22 protein-coding genes are annotated in these 22,302 nt (G+C 72.1%); 9 read left to right on the top strand and 13 right to left on the bottom strand.

Going from position 1 to position 22,302, the window contains the following annotated elements:
• Positions 1 to 64: 64 nt before the first annotated feature.
• Complete coding sequence (locus HD593_RS03955; protein WP_185100763.1) at positions 65 to 427, bottom strand: cupin domain-containing protein; 363 nt, start codon at positions 425 to 427, stop codon at positions 65 to 67.
• Positions 428 to 489: 62 nt separating this feature from the next.
• On the opposite strand from HD593_RS03955, the gene HD593_RS03950 reads away from it, so the two are divergent.
• From HD593_RS03950 to HD593_RS03940, 3 genes are all read left to right on the top strand, one after another.
• Positions 490 to 1,209 carry a methyltransferase domain-containing protein gene (locus tag HD593_RS03950; RefSeq protein ID WP_185100762.1) on the top strand — a complete coding sequence of 240 codons (720 nt, stop codon included), beginning with the start codon at positions 490 to 492 and terminating at the stop codon, positions 1,207 to 1,209.
• 109 nt (positions 1,210 to 1,318) lie between these two features.
• Positions 1,319 to 2,533: an adenylyl-sulfate kinase gene (gene cysC / locus HD593_RS03945; protein ID WP_185100761.1), complete on the top strand. Its 1,215-nt coding sequence runs from the start codon at positions 1,319 to 1,321 to the stop codon at positions 2,531 to 2,533.
• The gene (locus tag HD593_RS03940; RefSeq protein WP_185111642.1) at positions 2,530 to 3,411 is read left to right on the top strand and encodes a sulfite exporter TauE/SafE family protein; all 882 of its coding nucleotides are present in this window, start codon (positions 2,530 to 2,532) and stop codon (positions 3,409 to 3,411) included. The genes cysC and HD593_RS03940 overlap by 4 nt, the downstream gene beginning before the upstream one ends.
• Here the strand turns inward: HD593_RS03940 and HD593_RS03935 are convergent.
• On the bottom strand, positions 3,356 to 4,378 hold the full coding sequence (locus HD593_RS03935; RefSeq protein ID WP_312903338.1) for a glycoside hydrolase family 26 protein: 1,023 nt from the start codon (positions 4,376 to 4,378) through the stop codon (positions 3,356 to 3,358). The two genes, HD593_RS03940 and HD593_RS03935, sit on opposite strands and share 56 nt — an antisense overlap.
• 287 nt (positions 4,379 to 4,665) lie before the next feature.
• Between HD593_RS03935 and HD593_RS03930 the strand changes: the two genes are divergently transcribed.
• Genes HD593_RS03930 through HD593_RS03905 form a run of 6 tightly spaced genes read left to right on the top strand, consistent with a single transcriptional unit; the run spans position 4,666 to position 11,182 of the window.
• Entirely contained in the window at positions 4,666 to 5,979 is a 1,314-nt protein-coding gene (locus HD593_RS03930) for a Wzz/FepE/Etk N-terminal domain-containing protein (RefSeq protein ID WP_185100760.1), read from the top strand.
• The gene (locus HD593_RS03925) at positions 5,976 to 7,241 is read left to right on the top strand and encodes a hypothetical protein (protein WP_185100759.1); all 1,266 of its coding nucleotides are present in this window, start codon (positions 5,976 to 5,978) and stop codon (positions 7,239 to 7,241) included. The genes HD593_RS03930 and HD593_RS03925 overlap by 4 nt, the downstream gene beginning before the upstream one ends.
• Complete coding sequence (locus HD593_RS03920; protein ID WP_185100758.1) at positions 7,238 to 8,146, top strand: hypothetical protein; 909 nt, start codon at positions 7,238 to 7,240, stop codon at positions 8,144 to 8,146. The genes HD593_RS03925 and HD593_RS03920 overlap by 4 nt, the downstream gene beginning before the upstream one ends.
• A gap of 5 nt (positions 8,147 to 8,151) precedes the next feature.
• Positions 8,152 to 8,997 carry a sulfotransferase family protein gene (locus tag HD593_RS03915; RefSeq protein ID WP_185111641.1) on the top strand — a complete coding sequence of 282 codons (846 nt, stop codon included), beginning with the start codon at positions 8,152 to 8,154 and terminating at the stop codon, positions 8,995 to 8,997.
• Positions 8,985 to 10,232, top strand: coding sequence for a lipopolysaccharide biosynthesis protein (locus HD593_RS03910; RefSeq protein WP_185100757.1), 1,248 nt, complete (start codon positions 8,985 to 8,987; stop codon positions 10,230 to 10,232). Before HD593_RS03915 ends, HD593_RS03910 begins: the two co-directional genes overlap by 13 nt.
• Positions 10,229 to 11,182 (top strand): sulfotransferase, encoded by a 954-nt coding sequence (locus HD593_RS03905; protein WP_185100756.1) that lies wholly within the window; start codon positions 10,229 to 10,231, stop codon positions 11,180 to 11,182. The genes HD593_RS03910 and HD593_RS03905 overlap by 4 nt, the downstream gene beginning before the upstream one ends.
• Here the strand turns inward: HD593_RS03905 and HD593_RS03900 are convergent.
• The 11 genes from HD593_RS03900 to glmU all read right to left on the bottom strand — a co-directional run bounded on the left by HD593_RS03900 (position 11,136) and on the right by glmU (position 22,287).
• The gene (locus HD593_RS03900) at positions 11,136 to 11,978 is read right to left on the bottom strand and encodes a WecB/TagA/CpsF family glycosyltransferase (protein ID WP_246546253.1); all 843 of its coding nucleotides are present in this window, start codon (positions 11,976 to 11,978) and stop codon (positions 11,136 to 11,138) included. The genes HD593_RS03905 and HD593_RS03900 overlap by 47 nt on opposite strands.
• Before the next feature lie 85 nt (positions 11,979 to 12,063).
• Positions 12,064 to 12,948, bottom strand: coding sequence for a glycosyltransferase family 2 protein (locus HD593_RS63220; protein ID WP_185100754.1), 885 nt, complete (start codon positions 12,946 to 12,948; stop codon positions 12,064 to 12,066).
• The gene (locus HD593_RS03890; protein WP_312903337.1) at positions 12,945 to 13,841 is read right to left on the bottom strand and encodes a sulfotransferase; all 897 of its coding nucleotides are present in this window, start codon (positions 13,839 to 13,841) and stop codon (positions 12,945 to 12,947) included. Before HD593_RS03890 ends, HD593_RS63220 begins: the two co-directional genes overlap by 4 nt.
• An 84-nt stretch (positions 13,842 to 13,925) precedes the next feature.
• Complete coding sequence (cysN, locus tag HD593_RS03885) at positions 13,926 to 15,188, bottom strand: sulfate adenylyltransferase subunit CysN (RefSeq protein WP_185100753.1); 1,263 nt, start codon at positions 15,186 to 15,188, stop codon at positions 13,926 to 13,928.
• A 2-nt stretch (positions 15,189 to 15,190) separates the two neighbouring features.
• Positions 15,191 to 16,105, bottom strand: a complete 915-nt coding sequence (cysD, locus tag HD593_RS03880) for a sulfate adenylyltransferase subunit CysD (protein ID WP_185100752.1) — start codon at positions 16,103 to 16,105, stop codon at positions 15,191 to 15,193.
• A gap of 19 nt (positions 16,106 to 16,124) precedes the next feature.
• Complete coding sequence (locus HD593_RS03875) at positions 16,125 to 16,889, bottom strand: 3'(2'),5'-bisphosphate nucleotidase CysQ (RefSeq protein WP_185100751.1); 765 nt, start codon at positions 16,887 to 16,889, stop codon at positions 16,125 to 16,127.
• The gene (locus HD593_RS03870; RefSeq protein WP_312903336.1) at positions 16,889 to 18,346 is read right to left on the bottom strand and encodes a sugar transferase; all 1,458 of its coding nucleotides are present in this window, start codon (positions 18,344 to 18,346) and stop codon (positions 16,889 to 16,891) included. The genes HD593_RS03875 and HD593_RS03870 overlap by 1 nt, the downstream gene beginning before the upstream one ends.
• Positions 18,347 to 18,453: 107 nt before the next feature.
• A complete protein-coding gene (gene pth / locus HD593_RS03865) occupies positions 18,454 to 19,038 on the bottom strand; it encodes an aminoacyl-tRNA hydrolase (protein WP_185100750.1) in 585 nt (194 codons plus the stop codon).
• Positions 19,039 to 19,135: 97 nt separating this feature from the next.
• A complete protein-coding gene (locus tag HD593_RS03860; RefSeq protein ID WP_185100749.1) occupies positions 19,136 to 19,765 on the bottom strand; it encodes a 50S ribosomal protein L25/general stress protein Ctc in 630 nt (209 codons plus the stop codon).
• 99 nt (positions 19,766 to 19,864) lie between these two features.
• On the bottom strand, positions 19,865 to 20,842 hold the full coding sequence (locus tag HD593_RS03855) for a ribose-phosphate diphosphokinase (RefSeq protein ID WP_185100748.1): 978 nt from the start codon (positions 20,840 to 20,842) through the stop codon (positions 19,865 to 19,867).
• Positions 20,839 to 22,287 carry a bifunctional UDP-N-acetylglucosamine diphosphorylase/glucosamine-1-phosphate N-acetyltransferase GlmU gene (glmU, locus tag HD593_RS03850; RefSeq protein ID WP_185100747.1) on the bottom strand — a complete coding sequence of 483 codons (1,449 nt, stop codon included), beginning with the start codon at positions 22,285 to 22,287 and terminating at the stop codon, positions 20,839 to 20,841. Before glmU ends, HD593_RS03855 begins: the two co-directional genes overlap by 4 nt.
• Positions 22,288 to 22,302 lie beyond the last annotated feature (15 nt).

The following is a 22,302-nucleotide window of genomic DNA, read 5'->3' as shown; positions in this document are numbered from 1 at the left end:
ACACGACTACCCCCGGCCGTGTCAGGTCGCGGGGGTCTTTTCCAAGCCTACTCGCCGCTGCAGCTCAGCCAACTCGATAACCAGGCACGGAAGGCCAGCGCACGGTCAGCACCGTCGAGGCCGCCTCCGCCCGCCAGGAATGGTCGACCCCCTTGCCCCACACCACGTAGTCGCCCGGCTCGCTCAGCAGCACGCTGCGGCCCGGCAGCTCCACCCGGAACCGGCCGCTGATCAGCACGAGCAGCGCGGTGCGCGCCTCGCCCCTGACCCATTCGGCCCGTTCGTCGCCCGCAGGGTGGACGCCCCACTTGATCTCGACGTCTTCGCTGTGTCTTGGGTCGCCAGGGGGTTTGAAGTGACCGAGCAACCACCCCCGGTCGCCCGCGGCGTCCACACCCGCGTTGCCAACGTAGACCTGATCGCTCACGGGCCAGGACGCTAGCAGGGAAATGCATTACGAACGGGGAGCGATTGATTACTGTAGGTCACATGTCTGAGGTGCGATCGGTCGCCCAGCGAGGCGACCTCTTCGGTCAGCGGGTCCGCGAGCACGTTGCCGGGCAACCGATGAGGCGGCTGGACGTGCTGGTCGCCGGGTGCGCCCACGACGAGCCCCTGGTGCTCGAGCACATCGAGACCAGGGCCACAGGGGCCGACGAGGACCATCCGGCGATCAGGCGGGTGCTGGCCGAGCGGGCCGACCTGGTCGCCTGGCAGCTCGGGGACCTGCGCTCGGTGCCGCTGACGCCGCGCGGCTTCGACATCATCCAGCTCTCGTTCCTGCTGGAACGGGTGCGGCACGCCGAGCTGGTCTTCGACCGGCTGCTGCAGTCGCTGCGGCCCGGCGGGCTGGTGCTGCTGCGCATGCGCGACCGGCGGTCGGCGTACGGGCTGCTCGACCGTCTCACGCCGAGCCCGGTGCGCCGCCTGCTCTGGCGCGGCCTGGTCCGGCCCGGCACGCCCGGCCCGCTGCCCGCCGTCTACGAGCCCCTGGCCTCCAGCGACGGGCTGCACGCGTTCTGCCTGAGCCGCGGCCTGATGATCACCGACGACGAGCGCAACCTGAGCGGGCCCGCCCGCTCGCGCCGGATCGGCGCCGCCGCCGTCGCGCTGGTGTCCAGGCTGACCAGCGGGCGCTTCCCCGCCTCCCACGACGAGATCACCATGGTGATCCGCAAGCCGCAGCACCACTTCGCGCGGCTGCTCTGAAGGCGGGCCGGGGTCCCACCGACCCGGAAGGGGCTCTAGCGGCACACTGGTATCAGCCGGTAGACTCCTTTCCTACCAATTCAATCGGAATAGTTGGGATGCAGACAACGTGGAGTGGACCCCCGACCCGCGCGAGCTGGCCGACCTCGAACTGCTGCTCTCCGGCGCGTTCGAGCCGCTGACGGGGTTCCTGGGCCACGACGACCTGCACACCGTGCACGAGCGCGGCACGCTCGCCGACGGCACCCCGTGGCCCGCGCCCGTCACCCTCCACCTCGGCGCCGCCGTCGAGCCGGGCGCCGAGGTCACCCTGCTCGACCCCGAGGGCCTGCCGCTGGCCGCCATGACCGTGGCGGCCCACGAGCCCGACGGCCTCACCTCGGGTCCTCTCAAGGCGCTGAGCGCCCCCGAGCACGGGCCGTTCGGGCGGCTGCGGCGTACCCCCGCCCAGGTCAAGCAGGAGCTCGCCGGGCGGCCGGCGCTGGCCGTCACCATGCGCGGCCCGCTCGACGACCTCGGCGAGATCGTCGCCACCGCCAAGGAGCTGGACGGGACGATCCTGCTGCTCCCCCTCTCGTACGGCGAGGCGGGCCCCGCGGTCGTCCGGGCCGCGCTGCGCGCCAGGGAACAGCTCCCCGCGGGCACGCTCGTCGTTCCCGTGCCCCTGGCCCCGCGCGACGAGCCCGAGCTCGACCTGGAGCTGCGCGAGCTGGTCGCCACCGCCTACGGCGCCACCGAGCACCTGGCGGGCCCCGACCCGGTGCACATCCCCGGCCCGCCGCACCGCCGCGGCCTGGTGGTGTTCTTCACGGGCCTGTCGGGCTCGGGCAAGTCCACGATCGCCCGCGGCCTGCGTGACGCGCTGCTGGAGCTGGGCACCCGCACGGTCACCTACCTCGACGGCGACGTGGTGCGCCACCTGCTCTCCAAGGGCCTGACCTTCTCCAAGCAGGACCGCGACCTGAACATCCGCCGCATCGGCTTCGTCGCCGCCGAGACCGCCCGCCACGGCGGCCTGGCGATCTGCGCCCCGATCGCGCCGTACGCGGCCACCCGCGAGGAGGTGCGCGAGATGGTCGAGTCCGTCGGGGCCGACTTCCTGCTCGTGCACGTCGCCACGCCGCTGGAGGAGTGCGAGCGGCGCGACCGCAAGGGCCTGTACGCCAAGGCCCGCGCCGGCCTGATCCCCGAGTTCACCGGCATCTCCGACCCCTACGAGGAGCCGGACGACGCCGACCTGGTCATCGACACCACGCACATCTCGATCGAGGCGGCCGTGTCCAGGGTGCTGGACACGCTCAGGAGCGGAGGGTGGATCCGTTGATCGACTGGGCGCTGATCGCCGGGTCTTTCGTCGTCGCCATCGTGGTCGGGCTGACCGGGATGGGCGGCGGCGCGCTCATGACCCCGATGATGATGTTGTTCTTCAACGTCCCGCCGCTGGCCGCCGTCTCCAGCGACCTGGTCGCCTCCGCCGTGATGAAGCCGGTCGGCGGCGTCGTGCACCTGCGCCGCGGCACGGTCAACCTGCGACTGGTCGGCTGGTTGTGCGCGGGCTCGGTGCCGGCGGCGTTCTGCGGGGTGTTCCTGGCCAGGGCGTTCGCGGTGAGCGACGCGGTCAAGTACGCGCTCGGCGTCGCGCTGCTGCTGGCCGTGGCGGGCATGGCGCTGAAGAGCTGGCTCGGCGGGCGGGGAGGCACGTCGAGCGCGCACGACATCGTCGTGCGCCCAATCCCTACCCTACTGGTCGGTACGGTCGGCGGCTTGGTGGTGGGCGTCTCCTCCGTCGGCTCCGGATCCCTGATCATCGTGGCGCTGCTCGTGCTCTACCCGGCGCTCAAGGCCAACCAGCTCGTCGGCACCGACCTGGTGCAGGCCGTGCCCCTGGTCGCCGCCGCCGCAGTCGGCCACATCCTGTTCGGCGACTTCCAGCTCGACCTCACGCTGTCGCTGCTCATCGGCTCCATCCCGGGCGTCTACCTCGGCGCCAGGATCTCCTCGCGGGCTCCCGGCGGCCTGATCAGGGCGATGCTGGCGATCGTCCTGCTCGCCTCGGCGCTGAAGCTGCTCGACGTGAGCAACGCGCTCACCGTCTGGGCGCTGCTCGCCGCCACCGCGGTCACCGTGGTCGGCTGGCGGGTACGGGTCAGGGCCGCGGCACGGGTGTCGAGCGGAAGTACGGATCTCGAGCCAGCTCGGTGAACGCCCGATCCGCCCCCGGGTCCGAGTCGAAGCTCGTGTCGCCGCGCGGCGCCTGCGGCGAGTCGAAGTACAGCAGCGCCTTGATCTGCGGGTAACGCTTGACCTGCTTGAGCGCGGACTCGAAGAAGCGCCGCTTGAACGAACGGTCCTTGGGCCGCTCGAACACGCCCCACTCGGCCACCATGACCGGCTTGCCGGGGAAGCGCGCCTGCATCCACCGGTAGAAGCCCGGCCAGTCGGGGTACTCCTCGCGCGTCTTGTTCACCAGCCCGTCGAAGTCGTGCACCCGGTCGTCGGCGTACGGGTCCATCGCCACCCAGTCGACCACGTCGTCACCGGGGTACAGCTCCTCGAACCAGGACTTGGCCGCCCAGTTGGGCGCCCCCATGTACGTCATGACGACGACCGCGTTCCTGACGCCCTGGTCGCGCAGCCTGAGCACGACGTGCCGGAACATGGCCGCGTAGTCGGCCGCCGCCATGCCGGAGCCCGAGGAGGCGTCGACGTCGTTCTCCGGCTCGTGGTGCAGGGTGAGGAAGAACCGCTCGGGGAAGGTGCGTCTCAGATGGCCTGCCAGCCGGTCGATCCTGGCGTCGAGCGCGCCCCCGGCGATCTCCGCCCACGTGTGGTCGAACGACGGCTTCCAATTGATCATGAGCAGCCGCGGCCTGGCCGGATCCCTGGCCAGCCTGACCTCCGCCTCGGTCGGGAACAGCTCGCTGCCCCGGTGGTAGACGTGCAGCACGTCGGCCGGCGCGCCCATGCGCGACTCCGCCCCGTGCAGCGCCTGTTCCACCGAGGCGCCGGTGAAGACCTCGGGCGCCATGCCCCACCACGCGCCGCAGGACGGGATGAGCCTGGAGGTGGCCGTACAGGCGGGCGCGCCCGCCGGCTTGGCCACGGGAGCCTGGACCGGCACCGGCAGGACGTCGGAGCTCTCGGCGCTGGAGCAGGCGGCCAGCAGCACGACCGTGGCCAGAATTGCGCTGGTGAATGATTTTTCCTGGGAAATGCCCCGTAGCTGCAAAGCCTTCCAACCCCCTCGTCGAACGACCCCCGCCTCTCACACCTGAACCTTGCCATGTCATTCCTGGAACTTCAGCCAGTGTGGAAGTCTCCCCAGTTCGTAGCGGTGAGGTGACGTTCCAAATTTCCCGATATTTCGCTTTATCGGATTGCTTGTTTATGGCCTTACCGGAGAAAATCTTGAGTATTCAACCGGGGTGCTGACCGTCCCTCTTATAGTGGGCGCACATGAGCTCCGGCACCGACCTGGACGAGCACCTCTCGCTGCTGCGCAGGCGGTGGCTGCTCCTCGTGGGCTGCGTCGTGTTCGGCGGCACCGCCGGGCTGGCCCTGCTGCGCCTGACCCCGCCCGCCTACACCGCCACGACGCAGGTGCTCGTCATGCCGGTCGGCCCCCAGGAACAGGCCAACCAGGTGACCAGCCGCCAGCGCGAGTCGCTCAACCTCGACACCGAGGCCCAGGTCGCGCAGTCGGCCGTGGTCGCCGCGCGCGCCGCCAGAGCACTCGGGCTCGACAGGACCGAGCCGGTCGAGGTCACCGTGCCACCGAACTCCGCGGTGTTGTGGATCTCGGTGACGGCCGCCGACGCCGCCACCGCCGCCGCGCAGGCCGGCGCGTACGCCGAGGCGTACCTCGCCAACCGCCGCGAGAGCGCGCTGACCTCCATGGCCGAGCAGCAGGAGGCCGTGCTCAGCAAGCTCAGGCAGGTCAACGCCGCCATGGACCAGGTGATCAAGCAGCTCGACGGCCTGCCCAGGGGCGGCCCGGAACACGCGATCGCCACCCAGCGACAGGGCGTGCTCAACCGCCAGGCCGCCAGCCTGGCACTGAAGTACGACGCGCTCAGGACGGTCGCCATCACCCCCGGCACCGTCATCAGCCAGGCCGCCCCGCCCGAGGCGCCCAGCTCCCCCAGCCTGCCCCTCCACCTGGGCACCGGGCTGATGGCCGGGCTGCTGATCGGCTCGGCCGCCGCCTACCTGCGCGACCGCCTCGACCGGCGCCTGCGCACCCCCGCCGACGTCGAACGGCTCACCGGCCTGCCCCTGCTCAGCGACCTGTCCAGCCCGCGCGAGCACGGCGCGCTGCACGACCTGGCCTGCGCCGTCGTCTCCGCGTGCCCCGGCAAGCGGCTGCTGATCAAGGCGCTGCCCGCCGACCTGTACGCCTCCTCGCTGGCCGAGCCGCTGGCCGTCAGCGCGCCGCTGGTCGTGCTCGACGGCTCCGACGTACGCGACCTGGCCAGGGCGGACGCCGCCGTGCTGCTGGTCGGCCTGGGCCTGGTCTCCGCGGAGGAGGTCGCGGCCACCGTACGCCAGCTCGGGCGGCACGACGTGCCGGTGATCGGCGTGGTGACGACCACCGACGCGGTGCCGTCGTTCGTGCCGCTGCTGGAGCCGCGCTCTCACGGCCCGCACGGCCCGCACAGCTCCCTCGGCAAGCTCGTCGCGACCGGCGAGCTGGAGCCGGGCGTGTCGGCCGAGACCACCCCCATGCAGGCGCTTCACCACCACCCGAGACGCCCCGGCAAGCAGTCGTGAAGGGGGCCGCATGGCCCATCGCCGCGTTGCTGGTCGGCTACCCGGTCTGGTGGGCGCTGGGGTTCGGCGGGCTGTCGGTGATCGTGCTGGCCGTGCCCATGGCGGTGCTGCTGTGGCGGCGGCGGCCGGTCAGGGTGCCCCGCGGGTTCGGGCTGTGGGTGCTGCTGCTGGCCGGATACCTGGTGAGCGGGCTGATGCTGGGCGAGTCGCCGCCCGGCACGTACGGCGAGCTCGGGGCGGGCCGGCTCATCGGCTACGGCATGCGGCTGGCGCTCTACTCCTCCGTCCTGATCACCGTCCTGTACCTGGGCAACCTCACCGAGCGGGAGCTGCCGCAGCTCCGCCTGGTCCGCATGCTCGGCGTCCTGTTCGTCAGCACGGTCGCGGGCGGGCTGCTCGGCGTCTTCGTGCCCGGCTTCGAGTACACCTCGCCGGTGGAGCTGCTGCTGCCGAACTGGATCAGCGGGAACTCGTTCGTGCGGAACCTCATCCACCCCACGGCCGCCCAGACGCAGAAGGTGCTCGGCTTCGCCTCGCCCAGGCCCGAGGCGCCGTACGAGTGGGCCAACGCCTGGGGCAGCAACGCGTCGGTGCTGCTGGTCTGGTTCGTGGTGGGCTGGTGGGTGTACGGCGGGACGCGGCACCGGCTCTTCGTGGCCGTGGTGCTCGCCCTGGCCGCCATCCCGATCGTGTACTCGCTCAACCGCGGCCTGTGGATCGGGCTCGGCCTGGCCGTGCTGTACGTGATCGTCCGGGTGGGCGGGCGCACCAGGGTGGCGCTGTGCGGCGCGCTCGCGGCGGCGGCGCTGGCGTTCGCGCTCAGCCCGCTGGCCTCCCTGTTCGCGCAGCGGCTGGACCGGCCGCACTCCAACGACATCCGCGCCTTCACCGTCAGCGCCACCCTCACCGCCGCCGGGCACTCCCCCGTGATCGGGTACGGCAACACGCGCAACGCCACGGGCAACCACCGCACGATCACCACGGGCAAGACCGACTGGTGCGACACGTGCGGGCACCCGCCGCTGGGCAGCGACGGGCAGCTCTGGCTGCTGATCATCACGCAGGGGTTCACGGGGGCCGCGCTGTACGTGGCGTTCTTCCTGGGCGCGATCCGGCGCCACTGGCGCGACCGCAGCCCCGTCGGGCTGGCCGGGGTGCTCGTGATGGGGCTGGTGCTGCTCTACATGTTCATCTACGACGGCCTGGTCACGCCCCTGACCCTCTACCTCGTCTCGTTCGCCCTCCTGTGGAGGAACTCATGAGGGATTCCGCCATCCGGCTCGGGTATCTCGCGGAGACCGTGCGGCTGCTGTATCCGGGGCGGGGGGCGCCGCGCGCGTACACGCTGCTGCCGCACGCCGCCGTGCCGCGCAGGCTGGCGCCGCGCCGCTGGTGGCACCTCGGATCCCAGGTCGTGGTGCCGGTCGAGGACTCCATCGCGGCGCATCTCAGCGAGGTCTTCCACCGGCCGGTGGAGACCGTCCTGCACGTGCGGCCGGCGTTGCGGGCCAACCGCAAGCCCATCCTGGAGGCGCACTCGGGCGGGCGGCGGCTGGCGTTCGTGAAGATCGGCGACAGTGCGCGGGCCCGCGCGCTGATCGACGCCGAGGCGGCGGCGCTGCGCCGGCTGGCCGGGCTGTCCCTGGACACGGTCGCCGCCCCGAGCGTGCTGCACCACGGCGACTGGCGGGGGCTGTCGGTGCTGGCGCTGTCACCGCTGCCGGTGCCCGGGCCGGCGCGGCGCCGCCGCGTGCCGGGCCCGCTGCTGCTGGACGCGGTCAGGGAGATCGCCGGCACCGGCGGCGACCGCCCGGCCTGGCACGGCGACCTCGCGCCCTGGAACCTGTGCCGCGCGCCCGACGGGCGGCTGCTGGTGTGGGACTGGGAGCGGTACGAGATCGGCGTGCCCTACGGCCTCGACGCCGTGCACCACTTCTTCCAGCGGGCGCTGCGCAGGATGCCGCCGCCGCTCGCGGCACGGGCATGCGTGGCGCGGGCCGCGCGGGTGCTGGCGCCGCTCGGGGTGTCGTCGCCGGCGGCCAGGCAGACCGCGATGCGCTACCTCATCGCACTGGCCGGGCGGCACGCCCAAGACGGTCACGCGCCGCTCGGCCCGCCGGAGTCCTGGCTCAACCCGGCCGTCGATCACGAGGAGCTGCTGACTTGAGGACGATGAAGCGATCGGTGCTGTCGCTGTCGCGGGCCACGGGACGGTTCACGTCGGCGGCCCGCGTGCTGCCCTCGTTCCTGATCACGGGGGCGCAGCGGTGCGGCACCACCTCCCTGTACCGGGCGCTGGCCCAGCACCCCCTCCTGCTCAAACCCGTCCTGCACAAGGGCGTGCACTACTTCGACGTCGCCTACTCGCGCGGCCCGGCCTGGTACCAGGCGCACTTCCCGCTCCGGGTGAGCGCGGCACTCCTCCACCACCGGTACGGCACCCGCGCCCAGGCCTACGAATCCTCCCCCTACTACCTGTTCCATCCGCTGGCCGGCGAGCGCATCGCCGCCGACCTGCCGGGAGTCAAGCTGATCGTGCTGGTCCGCGACCCGGTGGAGCGGGCCGTCTCCGCGCACGCCCACGAGCTGGCCAGGGGGTTCGAGACGGAGTCGCACTTCGAGTACGCGGTGGAGCTGGAGGCCACGCGCCTGGCCGGGGCCGAGGAGCTGCTGCGCGAGTCGCCGTTCGCGCTGCACCACTCGCACCGCCACCACGCCTACCTCGCCAGGGGCCGCTACGCCGACCAGCTCGACCGGCTGGAGCCGCTGGTCGGCCGCGAGCGTGTCCTCGTGCTGGACAGCCACCGGTTCTTCGCCGAGCCCGAGCCCGTCTACGACCGGGTGCTGGACTTCCTCGGGGTGCCGCACCTGGGGTATCCGGTGTTCGAGCGGCACAACGGGCGGGCGCTGCCGCGCCGGGTGCCGCAGGTGCTGGCGCGGGCGTTGCGGGACCACTTCGAGGCGTACGACGCGCGGCTGGTGCGCTGGCTGGGTGGTGAGCCGTCGTGGCGGCGGTGATCGGGCGCAGGGGGCTGGCCGGGCTCGGCGGGGCGGCGCTGGGGGCGGTGGCGCAGTTCATCCTCGTGGTGGTGGTGACCAGGGCGTACCCGGCGGACGAGGCGGGGGCGTTCTTCACCGCGACCGCGCTGGCGCTCATGGTGTCCGGCATCGCGAAGCTGGACGCCGGGAACGGGCTGATCTACTTCATCGCCCGCGCCAGGACCTACAGCTACCTCGGTATTTCCGGATATATCCGGGCGGCGCTCGTGCCGTGCCTGCTCGCGGCCCTGGGGGCGGCGGCGGTGCTGTACCCCCGGCTCGGGCCGCTGGCCGCGCTGCTGCCGTTCATGGTGGTGGCGGACGTGCTGCTGGCCGCCACCCGCGGGTTCGGGGTCATGCGGCCCACGGTGCTGCTCGACGGGGTGCTCGTGCCGGTCGGCCAGGTCCTGCTGGTGGGCGGGGCGGCGCTGGCGGGGGTCTCGGGGTGGGGGCTGACGGTGGCGTGGGGGGTGCCGTACCTGCCGGTCCTGGTCCTGGCGGCGGCCGGGCTGCGGGGGCGGGTGCCGCGGACGCCGTACCTGCCGGGGACGGGGCGGGACCTGTGGCGCTACACGGCGCCTCGGTCGGCGGCGGGGGCCATCCAGGCGGTGTTCCAGCGGGTGGACATCGTCATCGTGGCCGTGCTCGCCGGGCCCGCGCAGGCCGCCGTCTACACGGCGGCCACCCGGTTCAAGGTCGTCGGGCAGCTCGCCAACCAGGGGCTGGCGCAGTCGGTGCAGGCCGGGCTGGTCAGGGCGCTGGCCGACGGCGAACGGGAGCGGGCCGGCGAGCTGTACCAGGCGGCGACGGCCTGGCTGGTGCTGCTGACCTGGCCGGTGTGGCTGGCGTACGCGGCCGCCGCGCCGTGGGTGCTGCGGCTGTTCGGGCCGGCGTACGGGGTGGCGGTGCCCGTGGCGCTGGTGCTGGCGGGGACGATGATGGTGGCGACGGCCTGCGGGATGGTGGACGTGGTGCTGACGGCCGCCGGGCACACCGGGACCAGCCTGGCCAACCTGCTGGCCGCCGTCGGCTGCACCGTGCTGCTCGACCTGGCCCTGATCCCCGCCCACGGGGCGCTCGGGGCGGTCGCCGGGTGGGCGGGCGGCGTGATCGTCAAGAACCTGCTGCCCCTCTGGCAGCTCCACCGCCGCTACGGCCTGCACCCCTTCGGCCGCCACACCCTCCCGGCCCTGCGCCGGACGGCGGCCGCATGACCCCGCCCCCCGGCGACGAGAGCGCCGGCCTCATCACCCCGACTACAGGCAGAGGCGGGAGTCCTGTGCTGGTCACCGGGCTGCCGCGGAGCGGGACGAGCTGGGTGGGCAGGATGCTGGCCGCCGGAGGCGAGCTGGTCTACGTCAACGAGCCGCTCAACCCCCAGCACCCGCCCGGCCGCTGCCCCGGCGTGCTCGACGCGCGGGTGACCCACCGGTTCCAGTACATCTGCGACGACAACACCGCCGACTGGCTGCCCGCCTTCCGCGACACCGTGGGCCTGCGCTACCACTGGCTGGCCGAACTGCGCGCGAACCGCTCCCCGTACGACCTGGCCCGCCTGCTCCGCTACGGCACCGCCTTCACCCTCGGCCGCCTGTCGGGCAGGCGGGCGCTGCTGGACGACCCGTTCGCGGTGCTGAGCGCCGGCTGGTTCGCGCGGCGGCTGGGGTGCCGGGTGATCGCGCTGGTACGGGACCCGGTGTCGTTCGTGGCGAGCTGGCGGCGGCTCGGCTGGACGGTGGACTTCCACGAGCTGCTGGAGCAGCCGCTGCTGGTCAGGGACCACCCCGAGGTGCCGGCGCTGCGGGCGCTCACCGGGTCGCGCGACCACCTGGCCAGGGCGGCCGCGCTGTGGCGCCTGACCAGGTCGGTGCTGGACCGCACGCCGGGGATCCTCCTCACCTCGTACGAGTCGCTGGCCGCCGACCCGGTGCCCGGCTTCCGGCGGCTGTACGCGTACGCGGCGCTGCGCTGGACCCCGGCGGCCGAGCGTCGGATCGTACGGGCCTGCTGCCACCACTCGGGCAGCCCGGGGACGGGCTTCGCGTGGTCGGGCCTGTCACGCACGGCGTACCGGCCGATGGACTCGCGCCAGGCGATCGCGCACGGCGCCCGGGGGCTCAGCGAGCAGGAGGCAGCCCGCGTCCGCGCCCTGACGGGAACCTGAGCCGGGTGGCCAGGCACCCGCCGAGCAGCCGTACCGCGAACGGCAGGTCGTCCACCAGGTAACGGCCCGCCAGCCGCCCCGGCTCGCTCATCAGCCGGAACGCCCACTCCAGCCCGGCACGCCCGGCCCACGCGGGCGCCCTGGCGACCGTGCCCGCGGCGAACGCGATGGCCGCCCCGCACCCCACGAACCACGCCCCCGGCAGCTCCTCCCGCAACCGGGCGGTCAGCCGGTCCTGCCGCGGGAACCCCAGCCCGACGAACACCAGCCGCGGCCGGGCCGCCACCACCATCCCGCGCACCCTGGCCGCCCCCTCGGGGGTGGCGTCGAACGCGTACGGCGGCGCGTGCACCCCGCAGATGTCGAGCCGGGGGTTGCGGCTCCTGAGCTCGGCGGCGGCCCTGCCTGCCACCTCGGGCGGGCCGCCGCCGAGCAGGTAGACCGGCCAGCCGCGCCGGGCCGCGAGCGCGCTGAGCGACCAGATCAGGTCGGCGCCCGTCACCCGCTCGGGCACGGGGGTGCCGAGCAGCCGCGCCGCCCACACCAGCGGCATGCCGTCGGGGACGACCAGGTCGGCGGAGCACACCAGCTCGCGGAGCGCGGGATCGGCGGCGGCGGCGCGGCAGATGTCCACGTTCGGGGTGACGATCCGCCCGCCGTTCCCGGCCTCCAGCGCCTCGGCGACCCGCCGGACCACCTCGCCCTCGGTCAGCGCGTCCACCCCGACCCCGGCCACCTGCACCCGCGCGGGCCCACCACCCACCCGCACCCATTCACCCGCCCCGGGCCCGCTCAACGCTCCTCGACTCCCCTCAGTGCACCCGTGGCGAACAGCGGGCATGGCGGCGTCCATGACAGACCCTGGGGCCGTCCAGGAAGGGTCAAATGCCGTGCCCCCGGGCGTTCAGGACGGACAGCACGCCGGGCGCGGTGACGAGCCCGGACGCCACCGCCAGCGCGAGCGGCACACGCGGCTCCCAGCGCCGGGCGGCGAGGGCCCGCAGCGCCCAGCGGACGGCCGCGCGCCGCTGCCCCAGCGCCGCGTGGCAGAAGGCGAGCTGACCGCGGACCCGCGCCGCACCACGCGGGTCCACGGCCAGCTCGGGGTGCCGGGCGAGCATCCACTCGAGCCCGGCTATGCGGTCCGTCCAGCGGACCGCATAGTGGGACCCGGCCCAGCGCACCAGCACAAGCGGCCGGTCGACGTGGACAAGCGGCCGCCGCTTGGCGGCGCGCAGGGCCAGATCCCAGTCCTCGTTCTGCCCGCCGGGCGCGCTCTCGTCGGGCCAGAACAGCCCGCGCTCGAACAGGAACGTCGAGGAGTGCACCATCATCATCCGCGAGCGCACCAGGTCGCCGGCGCTGACGGTGGAGGCGCCCGCGAGGCGGGTCACGCGGCGCCCGCCGTGCTCCACCTCGATCGCGCAGCTGGCGAACTCGCCGCCCGCCTCCTCCAGCGCGCGCACCTGCGCGGCGAGCTTGCCGGGCAGCCACACGTCGTCGTCGTCGCAGAAGGCGATCAGGTCGGTGGCGCAGGCGGCGATGCCGGTGTTGCGCGCGCCGGGCAGCCCCGGCGTGAGCGTGTTGCGCAGGATCCGCACCGGACGCGGAACGCCGGTCACGTCGTCGGGCGAGCGGCCGTCGGCCACCACGACCACCTGCAGCTCGCCCGGGTAGTCCTGCAGCAGCACCGCGTCCACGGCCTGGCGGAGCAGCGCGGGCCGGTCGCCGCGCGTCGGGATGACGACGCCTACCGACGGGCTCACCTCACCACCCCCCAGTAGCCGTAGCGGGCCCTGAGCGGCCAGGTGAGGGCGTTGACGACCCGCCGGTCCGCGTCGGGCAGGCCGTTGCGCCAGGAGTCGTCGCGCCGCAGCTCGACCCGCCCGACGTGGAAGCGCATGGGGTTGCCCGAAGCGGTGTGCGAGGGCCCCAGCCAGGCCGTGCGGCCCTGGAGGAACGGCAGCTCCGGCTCCGGCAGCCCGAGCCGCAGCGCCAGCGCCGTCAGGGTGGCGCCGGGCGCGGCGAGCAGGTCCTCGTAACGGACCCGGGTCACCCGGGCGCCGCGCCCGGGCAGCAGCTCCAACGCGGTGTTCTGGGCCGACCAGTGGAGCGCGGTGCGGGCCGGGCCCCACCGGGTCATCGGCCGCCCGTCCTCGGGCCTGCGCACCGTCCTGCCCCAGGAGTGCGCGACGGCGCGCGGGTCCCTGACGACGTGCACGACGCGTACGTCCACGCCGCTCGCCAGCAGGCAGCAGGCCAGCGACGCGTGCTTGCTGGAGTCGATCACGACCCGTGCCCCGGTCGCGTCGTACAGCAGCCGGTACGCCCGCGCGTACTCGGCCAGATCGGGATGCGCGATCCGCGCGATCCTGCGGGTGCGGTCGATCCTGCCACGCAACAGGACCATGCGCTCGGCGTGTTCCGATCGCCAGCCGCCGAACGCCCGCTCCCCGACCGCCACCCAGAACGGACAGGCGGGGAACGCCGAACCGCACCCGCAGAGCTCCTCCGCGAGAACCCCCCGGTCCCACAGATGCACCACCTCGCCCAGCGGGACCACCCCGGGAAGCTCGCCGAGGAGCCTCTCGAGCAGCGTGGTGCCGCTTCGGCCGAGGCCGCCCAGGTAGATCACCTGGGCGGGCGCGCGATCAGTCACGGAGGAGGGCCTTCCCGTCACGACAACGGAACGCGACGACCCTACTGCGGAGAGTAAACGATCGGTAACTGAACGCTAAAAGATCTACCTTGCGTCGATGACCATGCCGGCGCCGACAGTGGCGTTCGTGGACTCGTCCACGAGGATGAAGCCGCCGGTGGCGCGGTTACGGGCGTAGTCGTCCACGAACAGCGGCTGCGTGACGCGCAGCGACACCCTGCCGATCTCGTTCAGGCCGAGGGAGGTCGCCTCCTCGTCCCGGTGCAGGGTGTTGACGTCGAGCCGGTAGTGCAGGTCGCGGACGAGCGCGCGGGCCGTACGGGTGGTGTGCTTGATCGTCAGCTTGGAGCGCGGCCCGAGCTTGACGCCGTCGGCCATCCAGCAGACCATCGCCTCCAGCTCCTGCGCCGCCTGCGGCTGGTTGTTCGGGCGGGCGATCATGTCGCCGCGCGAGACGTCCAGGTCGTCCTCGAACCGCAGCGTCACCGACATGGGCGGGAACGCCTCCTCGACCGGCCCGTCGAAGGTGTCGATCGAGGCGATGCGCGTGGTCAGGCCCGACGGCAGGTGCACGACCTCGTCACCGGGCTTGAGCACGCCGCCGGCCACCTGCCCCGCGTAGCCGCGGTAGTCGTGGAAGGCCGGGTCGGTGGCCCGCTGCGGGCGGATGACGTACTGCACGGGGAAGCGCACGTCGGTCAGGTTGCGGTCGGAGGCGATGTGCACGTTCTCCAGGTGGTGCAGGAGGGACGTGCCGAGGTACCACGGCATGTTCTCGGAGCGGGAGACCACGTTGTCGCCGTTGAGCGCGGAGATCGGGATGAAGGTGAGGTCGGCGATGTTCAGCTTGGAAGCGAACGCCGTGAACTCGTCCTTGATCTCCTCGAAGCGCTCCTGCGAGTAGTCGACCAGGTCCATCTTGTTGACGGCGAGCACCAGGTGCGGGACGCGCAGCAGCGAGGTCAGGAACGCGTGCCGCCGCGACTGCTCCAGCACCCCCTTGCGGGCGTCGATGAGCACGATCGCCAGGTCGGCCGTGGAGGCGCCGGTGACCATGTTGCGCGTGTACTGGATGTGCCCGGGCGTGTCGGCGATGATGAACTTGCGGCGCGGGGTCGCGAAGTAGCGGTACGCCACGTCGATCGTGATGCCCTGCTCCCGCTCGGCCCGCAGGCCGTCGGTCAGCAGCGACAGGTCGGTGTACTCGGTGCCGCGGTCGCGGGAGGTGCGCTCGACGGCCTCGAGCTGGTCCTCGAAGATCGCCTTGGAGTCGAAGAGCAACCGTCCGATGAGGGTGGACTTGCCGTCGTCGACGCTTCCCGCCGTGGCAAAGCGCAGAATGTCCATCGTTAGAAGTAGCCCTCTCGCTTCCGGTCTTCCATCGCGGCCTCGGAGGAGCGGTCGTCGGCCCTGGTGGCCCCGCGCTCGGTGATCCGGGTGGCCGCGATCTCCTCGATGATCTCCTCGACCGTGGCGGCCGTGGACTGCACGGCGCCGGTGCAGGTCATGTCGCCCACGGTGCGGTAGCGCACCACGGACTCGAACAGCGGCTCGTCCTCGCCGCGCTGGACGACGTCGGCGTCGGGCAGCAGCATGCCGTCGCGCTCGAAGACCTTGCGGGTGTGGGCGAAGTAGATGGAGGGGATCTCGATGCCCTCGCGCCTGATGTAGTCCCAGACGTCGAGCTCGGTCCAGTTGGACAGCGGGAAGACGCGGATGTGCTCACCCTTGCGGATGCGCGAGTTGTACAGGCTCCACAGCTCGGGGCGCTGGTTCTTCGGGTCCCACTGCCCGAAGTCGTCGCGGAAGGAGAACACCCGCTCCTTGGCGCGGGCCTTCTCCTCGTCGCGCCTGGCGCCGCCGAAGACGGCGTCGAACTCGTGTTCCTCGATCGCGTCGAGCAGCGTGGTGGTCTGCAGGCGGTTGCGCGAGGCGCGCCGGCCGGTCTCCTCCACCACGCGGCCCTGGTCGATGGAGTCCTGCACGCTGGCGACGATCAGCCGCGCGCCCAGCTCGGCGGAGCGGCGGTCGCGGAACTCGATGACCTCGTCGAAGTTGTGGCCCGTGTCCACGTGCATGAGCGGGAACGGGATCGCGGCGGGCCAGAACGCCTTCTCCGCGATGCGGAGCATGACGATCGAGTCCTTGCCTCCGGAGAAGAGCAGACAGGGACGCTCGAACTCGGCCGCCACTTCTCGCATGATGTGAATGGCCTCTGCTTCGAGCACGTCGAGCTGCGACGTCGTGTAGTCGCGCTGCAGCATGGAGCTCCCTCCGGCGGGTTCAGCGGTGCAGGTCCCGGATTCCGGCGAGCAGGGATGCCGCCAGCTCCGGTAGGGAAACCAGAATATCTGGTAGTGAGGGGTCGGCTTGGTTGTAGGTGGCCTCCGAGCCGTCGATGCGGCTCGCGTGCGCCCCCGCCGCCAGCGCGACGGCCACGGGCGCGGCGGAGTCCCACTCGTACTGGCCTCCGGCGTGCACGTACGCCTCCACCTCGCCGGTGAGCACCGCGGAGATCTTGGCCCCGGCCGAGCCGATCGGCACGAGGTCGGCCCCCACGAGGTAGGCCAGCTTCTGCACGAACTCGGGCGGCCGCGTACGGCTCACCGCGATGCGGAAGCGCCCCTTGTCGAAGGACGGCAGCTTGGGCGGCTCGGCGGTCGTCAGCGTGCGCCCCTGCGCGGGCAGCGCCACGGCCCCGGCGGCCAGCTTCCCCCGCTCCCACAGCGCCACGTGCACGGCCCAGTCGGCCCTGCCCTCCTCGGAGAACTCCCTGGTGCCGTCGAGCGGATCCACGATCCAGACCCGTTCGGCCGTCAGCCTCCTGGGGTCGAGGCGCTCCTCGCGGGTGGCCTCCTCCGACAGCACGCTGTCGCTGGGCCGCAACCGGGCCAGCGACTCCATGAGGTAGACGTGAGAGGACCTGTCGCCTTCGGCCCGCAGCGCGGCGGAGTCGGCGAACCCCACCCGCTCGCGGACCCGCAACAGCCTCTCGCCCGCCTCGGTCGCCAGGTCGGCGGCGAGGGCGTGGTCGTCGCGAATCGTCATCAATATGCTCCTTGCCCGCGGGCGACGGCCGACCAAGTCTTCCACAGGATCTGGAGGTCCAGGGTGAGGGACCAGTTCTCCACGTAACGCAGGTCGAGACGCACGGATTCCTCCCACGATAGGTCAGATCTGCCACTGACCTGCCACAGCCCGGTCAGCCCAGGGCGTACGAGGAGTCGTCTGCGCACATCGTCACCGTAGCGTGCCACCTCGTCCGGCAGCGGCGGCCGGGGGCCGACGAGCGACATGTGGCCACGTACGACGTTGAGCAGCTGCGGCAGCTCGTCCAGCGAGTGCCTGCGCATCAGCACGCCGAGCGGCGTGACCCGCGGATCGTTGCGGATCTTGAACAGCACGCCCTCCCTGTCGCTCACCAGGGTGATCTTCTGCTCCTCCGAGCCGCGCCGCATGGTACGGAACTTCAGGATCGTGAACAGCCGCCCGTCCCTGCCCACCCTGGTCTGGCGGAACAGCGCGGGCCCCGGGCTGGTCGCCCGCACCGCGATGGCCAGCCCCGCCAGCAGCGGCGACAGCACAACCAGCAGGGCGGCGGCCACCAGCCGGTCGAAGACGTTCTTGACGAGCTGCCTGACGCCGGCCAGCTCGGGGTGCTCGACGTGCAGCAGCGGCATCCCCGCCACCGGCCTGATCGTGGTGCGCGGGCCGGCCACGTCCATCAGCGCGGGGGCCACGACGAGCTCGGTGTGGCTGCGCTCCAGCCGCCAGGCCAGCCGGCGCAGCGCCTGGCCGTCCATCTCGGGGCAGGCCAGCACGGCCACCGTGTCGGCGTCGAAGTGCTCCACCGCGAGGGGCACGTCGCTGAGGTCGCCCGCGACGGGCACCTCGTCCAGCCGCTTCCCGGCATGACCGCCGGGCAGGCAGGCGGCCACGACGTCCATGCCGTGGTGGCGTTCCCTGCGGAACAGGCGGACCAGCTCGGCGATCGAGGCGGCGTGGCCGACGGCGACGACCCTGCGCATGCACGCCCCCGCGGCCCTGCGGCGGTACAGCGAGCGGCGCAGGGCGTGCCTGAAGACCAGCGTGAGCAGCGTGACCAGGGGCAGGGCCAGCACGACATAGCCGCGCGCGACGTCGGTCTTGGTGACGTAGGAGCCGATGGCCGTGCCCGCCGTCAGCGCCACCCCGGCCTGGACGACCCGGCGGAACTCCTCGGAGCCGACGCCGAGCATGCGCGGCTCGTAGGCGCGGCTGAGCGCCACCGCGCAGCACCACACCAGCGGCAACGCCAGGCTGACCAGCAGGTACGGCAGCACGTACGGGGTGAGCCCGCCGAACCTGACCGTGAACGCCGCCCCGGCCCCCAGCCAGGCCCCGCACAGATCGCCCAGCACGGCCCTGAGCCGGTAGGAGTGGACCCAGGAGGGCGTGCGCGGCCTGCTTCCCCAAGTGACCCCTTGACCCGACCAGACGACGGTCAAGAGCTCGTGGCCGCGCACGCCTAGCCTCCAGGAGGTGTTGTGTGACGAACGATCTCCCTGAACGGACAGTCACAGATAGTAGCCGCGCGGGAACCGGCCGACTGGCGAACGACCCTATGCGGGGATCAGCGAGGAGGGCCGGAAATGTGCAGATCAGCCCGGTGGAACTCGTTCTGGGTGGCCTCCAGGCCGCGGGCCATCAGCGACTCCACGACGTCGGCCGCCCGGTCCACGAGGAAGGGCAGGTCCTTGCGCTCCATGGTGGCGAAGTCGCGCAGCACGAAGGAGGCCGGGTCCATGCGGCCGGGCGGGCGCCCGATGCCGAAGCGGACCCGCAGGTAGTCACGGGTGCCGAGGACCTTGGTGATGGACTTGAGCCCGTTGTGGCCGTTGTCGCCGCCGCCCAGCTTGGCGCGCAGCGCGCCGTACGGCACGTCCAGCTCGTCGTGGACGACGATCAGCCGCTCCGGGCCGATCTTGTAGAAGTCGGAGAGCGCCTTGACGGGCCCGCCGGAGAGGTTCATGTACGTCAGGGGCTTGGCCAGGATGGCGGTGCTGGTCTCGCACACCTCGGCCCTGCTCTTGTGCGCCTTGAACCGCCCGCTCGCCCTGGCTGCCAGCTCGTCGAGCACCATGAAGCCCGCGTTGTGCCGGTTGCCCGCGTATTCGGCCCCCGGGTTGCCCAGTCCGGCGATCAGCCAGCGATCCATGCCCTACCCCTCACCTGCGGCCCCTCAGCTGCGGCCCCTCATATGCGGAACGGGACGGCTCGAGTCCGGCCGCCCCGTTCACGAGTGAACCCGTCGCCTACTCGGCGGCGGGAGCCTCCGCGGTCTCGCCCTCGGCGGCCTCGGCGGTCTCGCCCTCGGCAGCCTCCTCGGCCTCCTCGGCGGGGGCCTCGACCGGCTTGTTGATGACCTGGAGGATGACGGTCTCGGCGTCGGCGACCAGGGTGGCGCCCTTCGGGAGCTTGAGGTCGGCGGCGGTGACGACCGTGCCGATCTCCAGGCCCTCGACATCGACCTCGACACCCGTCGGGATGTGGGTGGCCTCGGCCTCCACGGCGACGGAGACGAGCTGCTGGTCGAGCAGGCCCTCGGAGTTGACGTCGCCGACCGTGGTGACCGGGATCTCGACGGTGACCTTCTCGCCGCGCTTGACCAGGAGCAGGTCGACGTGCTCGACGAAGCCCTTGATCGGGTCGCGCTGCACGCCCTTGGGCAGGGCGAGCTCGTCGACGCCCTCACCCTTGAGGTGGATCAGCACGTTGGGGGTGCGCAGGGCGAGCAGCACCTCGTGGCCCGGCAGGGTCAGGTGCTTGGGGTCGATGCCGTGCCCGTAGAGGACGGCGGGCACCTTGTCGGCGCGGCGGATCTTGCGAGCGGCGCCCTTGCCGAACGTGGTGCGCGGCTCGGCGGCGATACGTACTTCGGACACGACATCTCCTAGGGATGCAGTAGTCGGATGGTCTTCGGCGCTCACCCTCACCCGCCCTAGCGGAAGGCGTTACGAGCGCAACCCTCTTAGCTTACTGGCTTACGTGTCGCCCTCGAACAGGCTCGTGACGGAGCCGTCCTGGAAGATCTCCGTGATGGCGCGGGCGATGAGCGGCGCGATCGACAGCACGGTGAGCTTGTCGAACCGGGACGCCTGCGACAGCGGCAGCGTGTTGGTGACGATGACCTCGGAGATCCGGGAGTTCTTGAGGCGATCGACGGCCGGGTCGGAGAAGACCGCGTGGGTGGCGGCCACGATGACGTTGGTGGCGCCCTGCTCGTAGAGGGCGTCGGAGGCCTTGCAGATCGTCCCCGCGGTGTCGATCATGTCGTCGATCAGCACGCAGGTACGGCCCCGCACCTTGCCCACGACCTCGCTGACCTTCACCGAGTTGGCCACGTCGAGGTCGCGGCGCTTGTGGATGAACGCCAGCGGCGTGCCGAGCGTGTCGGCCCAGCGCTCCGACAGCCGCACGCGGCCGGTGTCGGGCGAGACGACGGTGGTGTTCTCCAGGTCGAGCTTGTTCTTGAGGTAGCTCTCCAGGACCGGCATGGCGAACAGGTGGTCCACCGGGCCGTCGAAGAAGCCCTGGATCTGGGAGGTGTGCAGGTCGATCGACATCAGCCGGTCGGCACCCGCGGTCTTGAACATGTCGGCGATGAGCCTGGCCGTGATGGGCTCGCGGCCTCGGCCCTTCTTGTCCTGCCGGGCGTAGCCGTAGAACGGCATGACCACGGTGATGCGCTTGGCGGAGGCCCGCTTGAGCGCGTCGACCATGATGAGCTGTTCCATGATCCACTTGTTGATGGGCCCGGTGTGGCTCTGGATGACGAAGGCGTCGCAGCCGCGTACGGACTCCAGATAGCGGGCGTAGATCTCACCGTTGGCGAAGTCGATGAGTTTGGTGGGGGTGAGGGAGACGCCGACGTGCTCTGCGACCTCCGCGGCCAGCTCCGGGTGGGCCCGCCCGGAGAAGAGCATGAGGTTCTTCTCTCCGGGCTGCTTGATGCTGGTCACTGCTGATTCTCCTGCTCTTGCTCGGCCAGCGCCCGTTGTGCGTGCGCGGCCGACTTCGTGCCCGCGCGCCTGCGCAAGACCCATTTCTCGATGTTGCGCTGTCGCGCACGTGCCACACCCATCGCGCCCGGCGGAACGTCGTTGGTGATGGTCGAACCCGCCGCCGTGTAGGCGCCTTCGTTAACCGTCAGGGGAGCGACCAGCATGGTGTCGCACCCGATGAACGCGCCGTCGCGCACGGTGGTGTGGTGCTTGTTGACCCCGTCGTAGTTGACGAAGACGGTGGAGGCGCCGATGTTCACGTCCTCGCCGATGGTGGCGTCACCGGCGTAGGTCAGGTGCGGCACCTTGGAGCGCTCGCCGACCTTGGTGTTCTTCATCTCGACGAACGTGCCGGCCTTGGACCTGCGGCCGAGCACGGTGCCGGGGCGCAAGTAGGCGTACGGCCCGACGCTGGCCTCGGGGCCGATCTCGGCGTGGTCGGCGACGGTGTTGCGGACCACCGCGCCCTCGCCGACGAGGGTGTCGGTCAGCGTGGTGGCGGGGCCGACCTCGGCGCCGGACTCGATGACGGTGGCGCCGTGGAGCTGGGTGCCGGGGTGGACGACGGCGTCGGGGCCGATGCGCACGCCGACGTCGATCCAGGTGCTGCCGGGGTCGACGATCGTGACGCCGGCGCGCATGTGCCGCTCCAGCAGGCGCTGGTTGAGCACCTTGCGGGCGGCGGCGAGCTGCACGCGGTCGTTGACGCCCTCGACCTCGACGAAGTCGCCGGCGACGCAGGCGCCCACCCGGTGGCCGTCGCGGCGCAGGATGGACAGGACGTCGGTGAGGTACTCCTCGCCCTGGGCGTTGTCGGTGGACACACGCTTGACGGCGTCGGCCAGGAGCAGGCCGTCGAAGGCGTAGATGCCGGAGTTCATCTCCCTGATGGCGCGCTGCTCCGGGCTGGCGTCCTTCTCCTCGACGATCTCCAGCACGGCGCCGGCCTCGTCGCGGATGATCCGGCCGTAACCGGTCGGGTCGGGCACCTCGGCCGTCAGCACGGTGACCGCGTTGCCCTCGGCGGCGTGCCGTTCGAGCAGGTCGGTGAGGGTCTGGGTGCGCAGGAGAGGCACGTCGCCGTAGGTGACGAGGACGGTGCCGGAGATCGTGCCGACCTCTTCGATCACCGTCCGCACGGCGTGGCCGGTGCCGCGCTGCTCCCGCTGCACGACGGCGCGGGCGTCGGGGCTGGTGGCGGCCAGGTGGCCGCCGACCCGCTCCAGCGCGTGGCCGATGACGACGATGAGCTGCTCGGGACCGAGGTCGCGGGCGGCGGCGAGCATGTGGTCGACCAGCGCGCGGCCGCACACCTCATGCAGGACTTTCGGGGTCTGGCTCTTCATCCGGGTGCCCTCGCCGGCGGCGAGGACGATCACGGCTGCCGGGCGCGGCACACTCACGGGCTGAGGCTCCCT

The organism is Nonomuraea rubra, assembly GCF_014207985.1.
GTDB classification, from domain to species: domain Bacteria; phylum Actinomycetota; class Actinomycetes; order Streptosporangiales; family Streptosporangiaceae; genus Nonomuraea; species Nonomuraea rubra.
The sequence above is the reverse complement of the archived record's forward strand: the minus strand, read 5'-3'. Positions and strand labels throughout refer to the sequence as shown.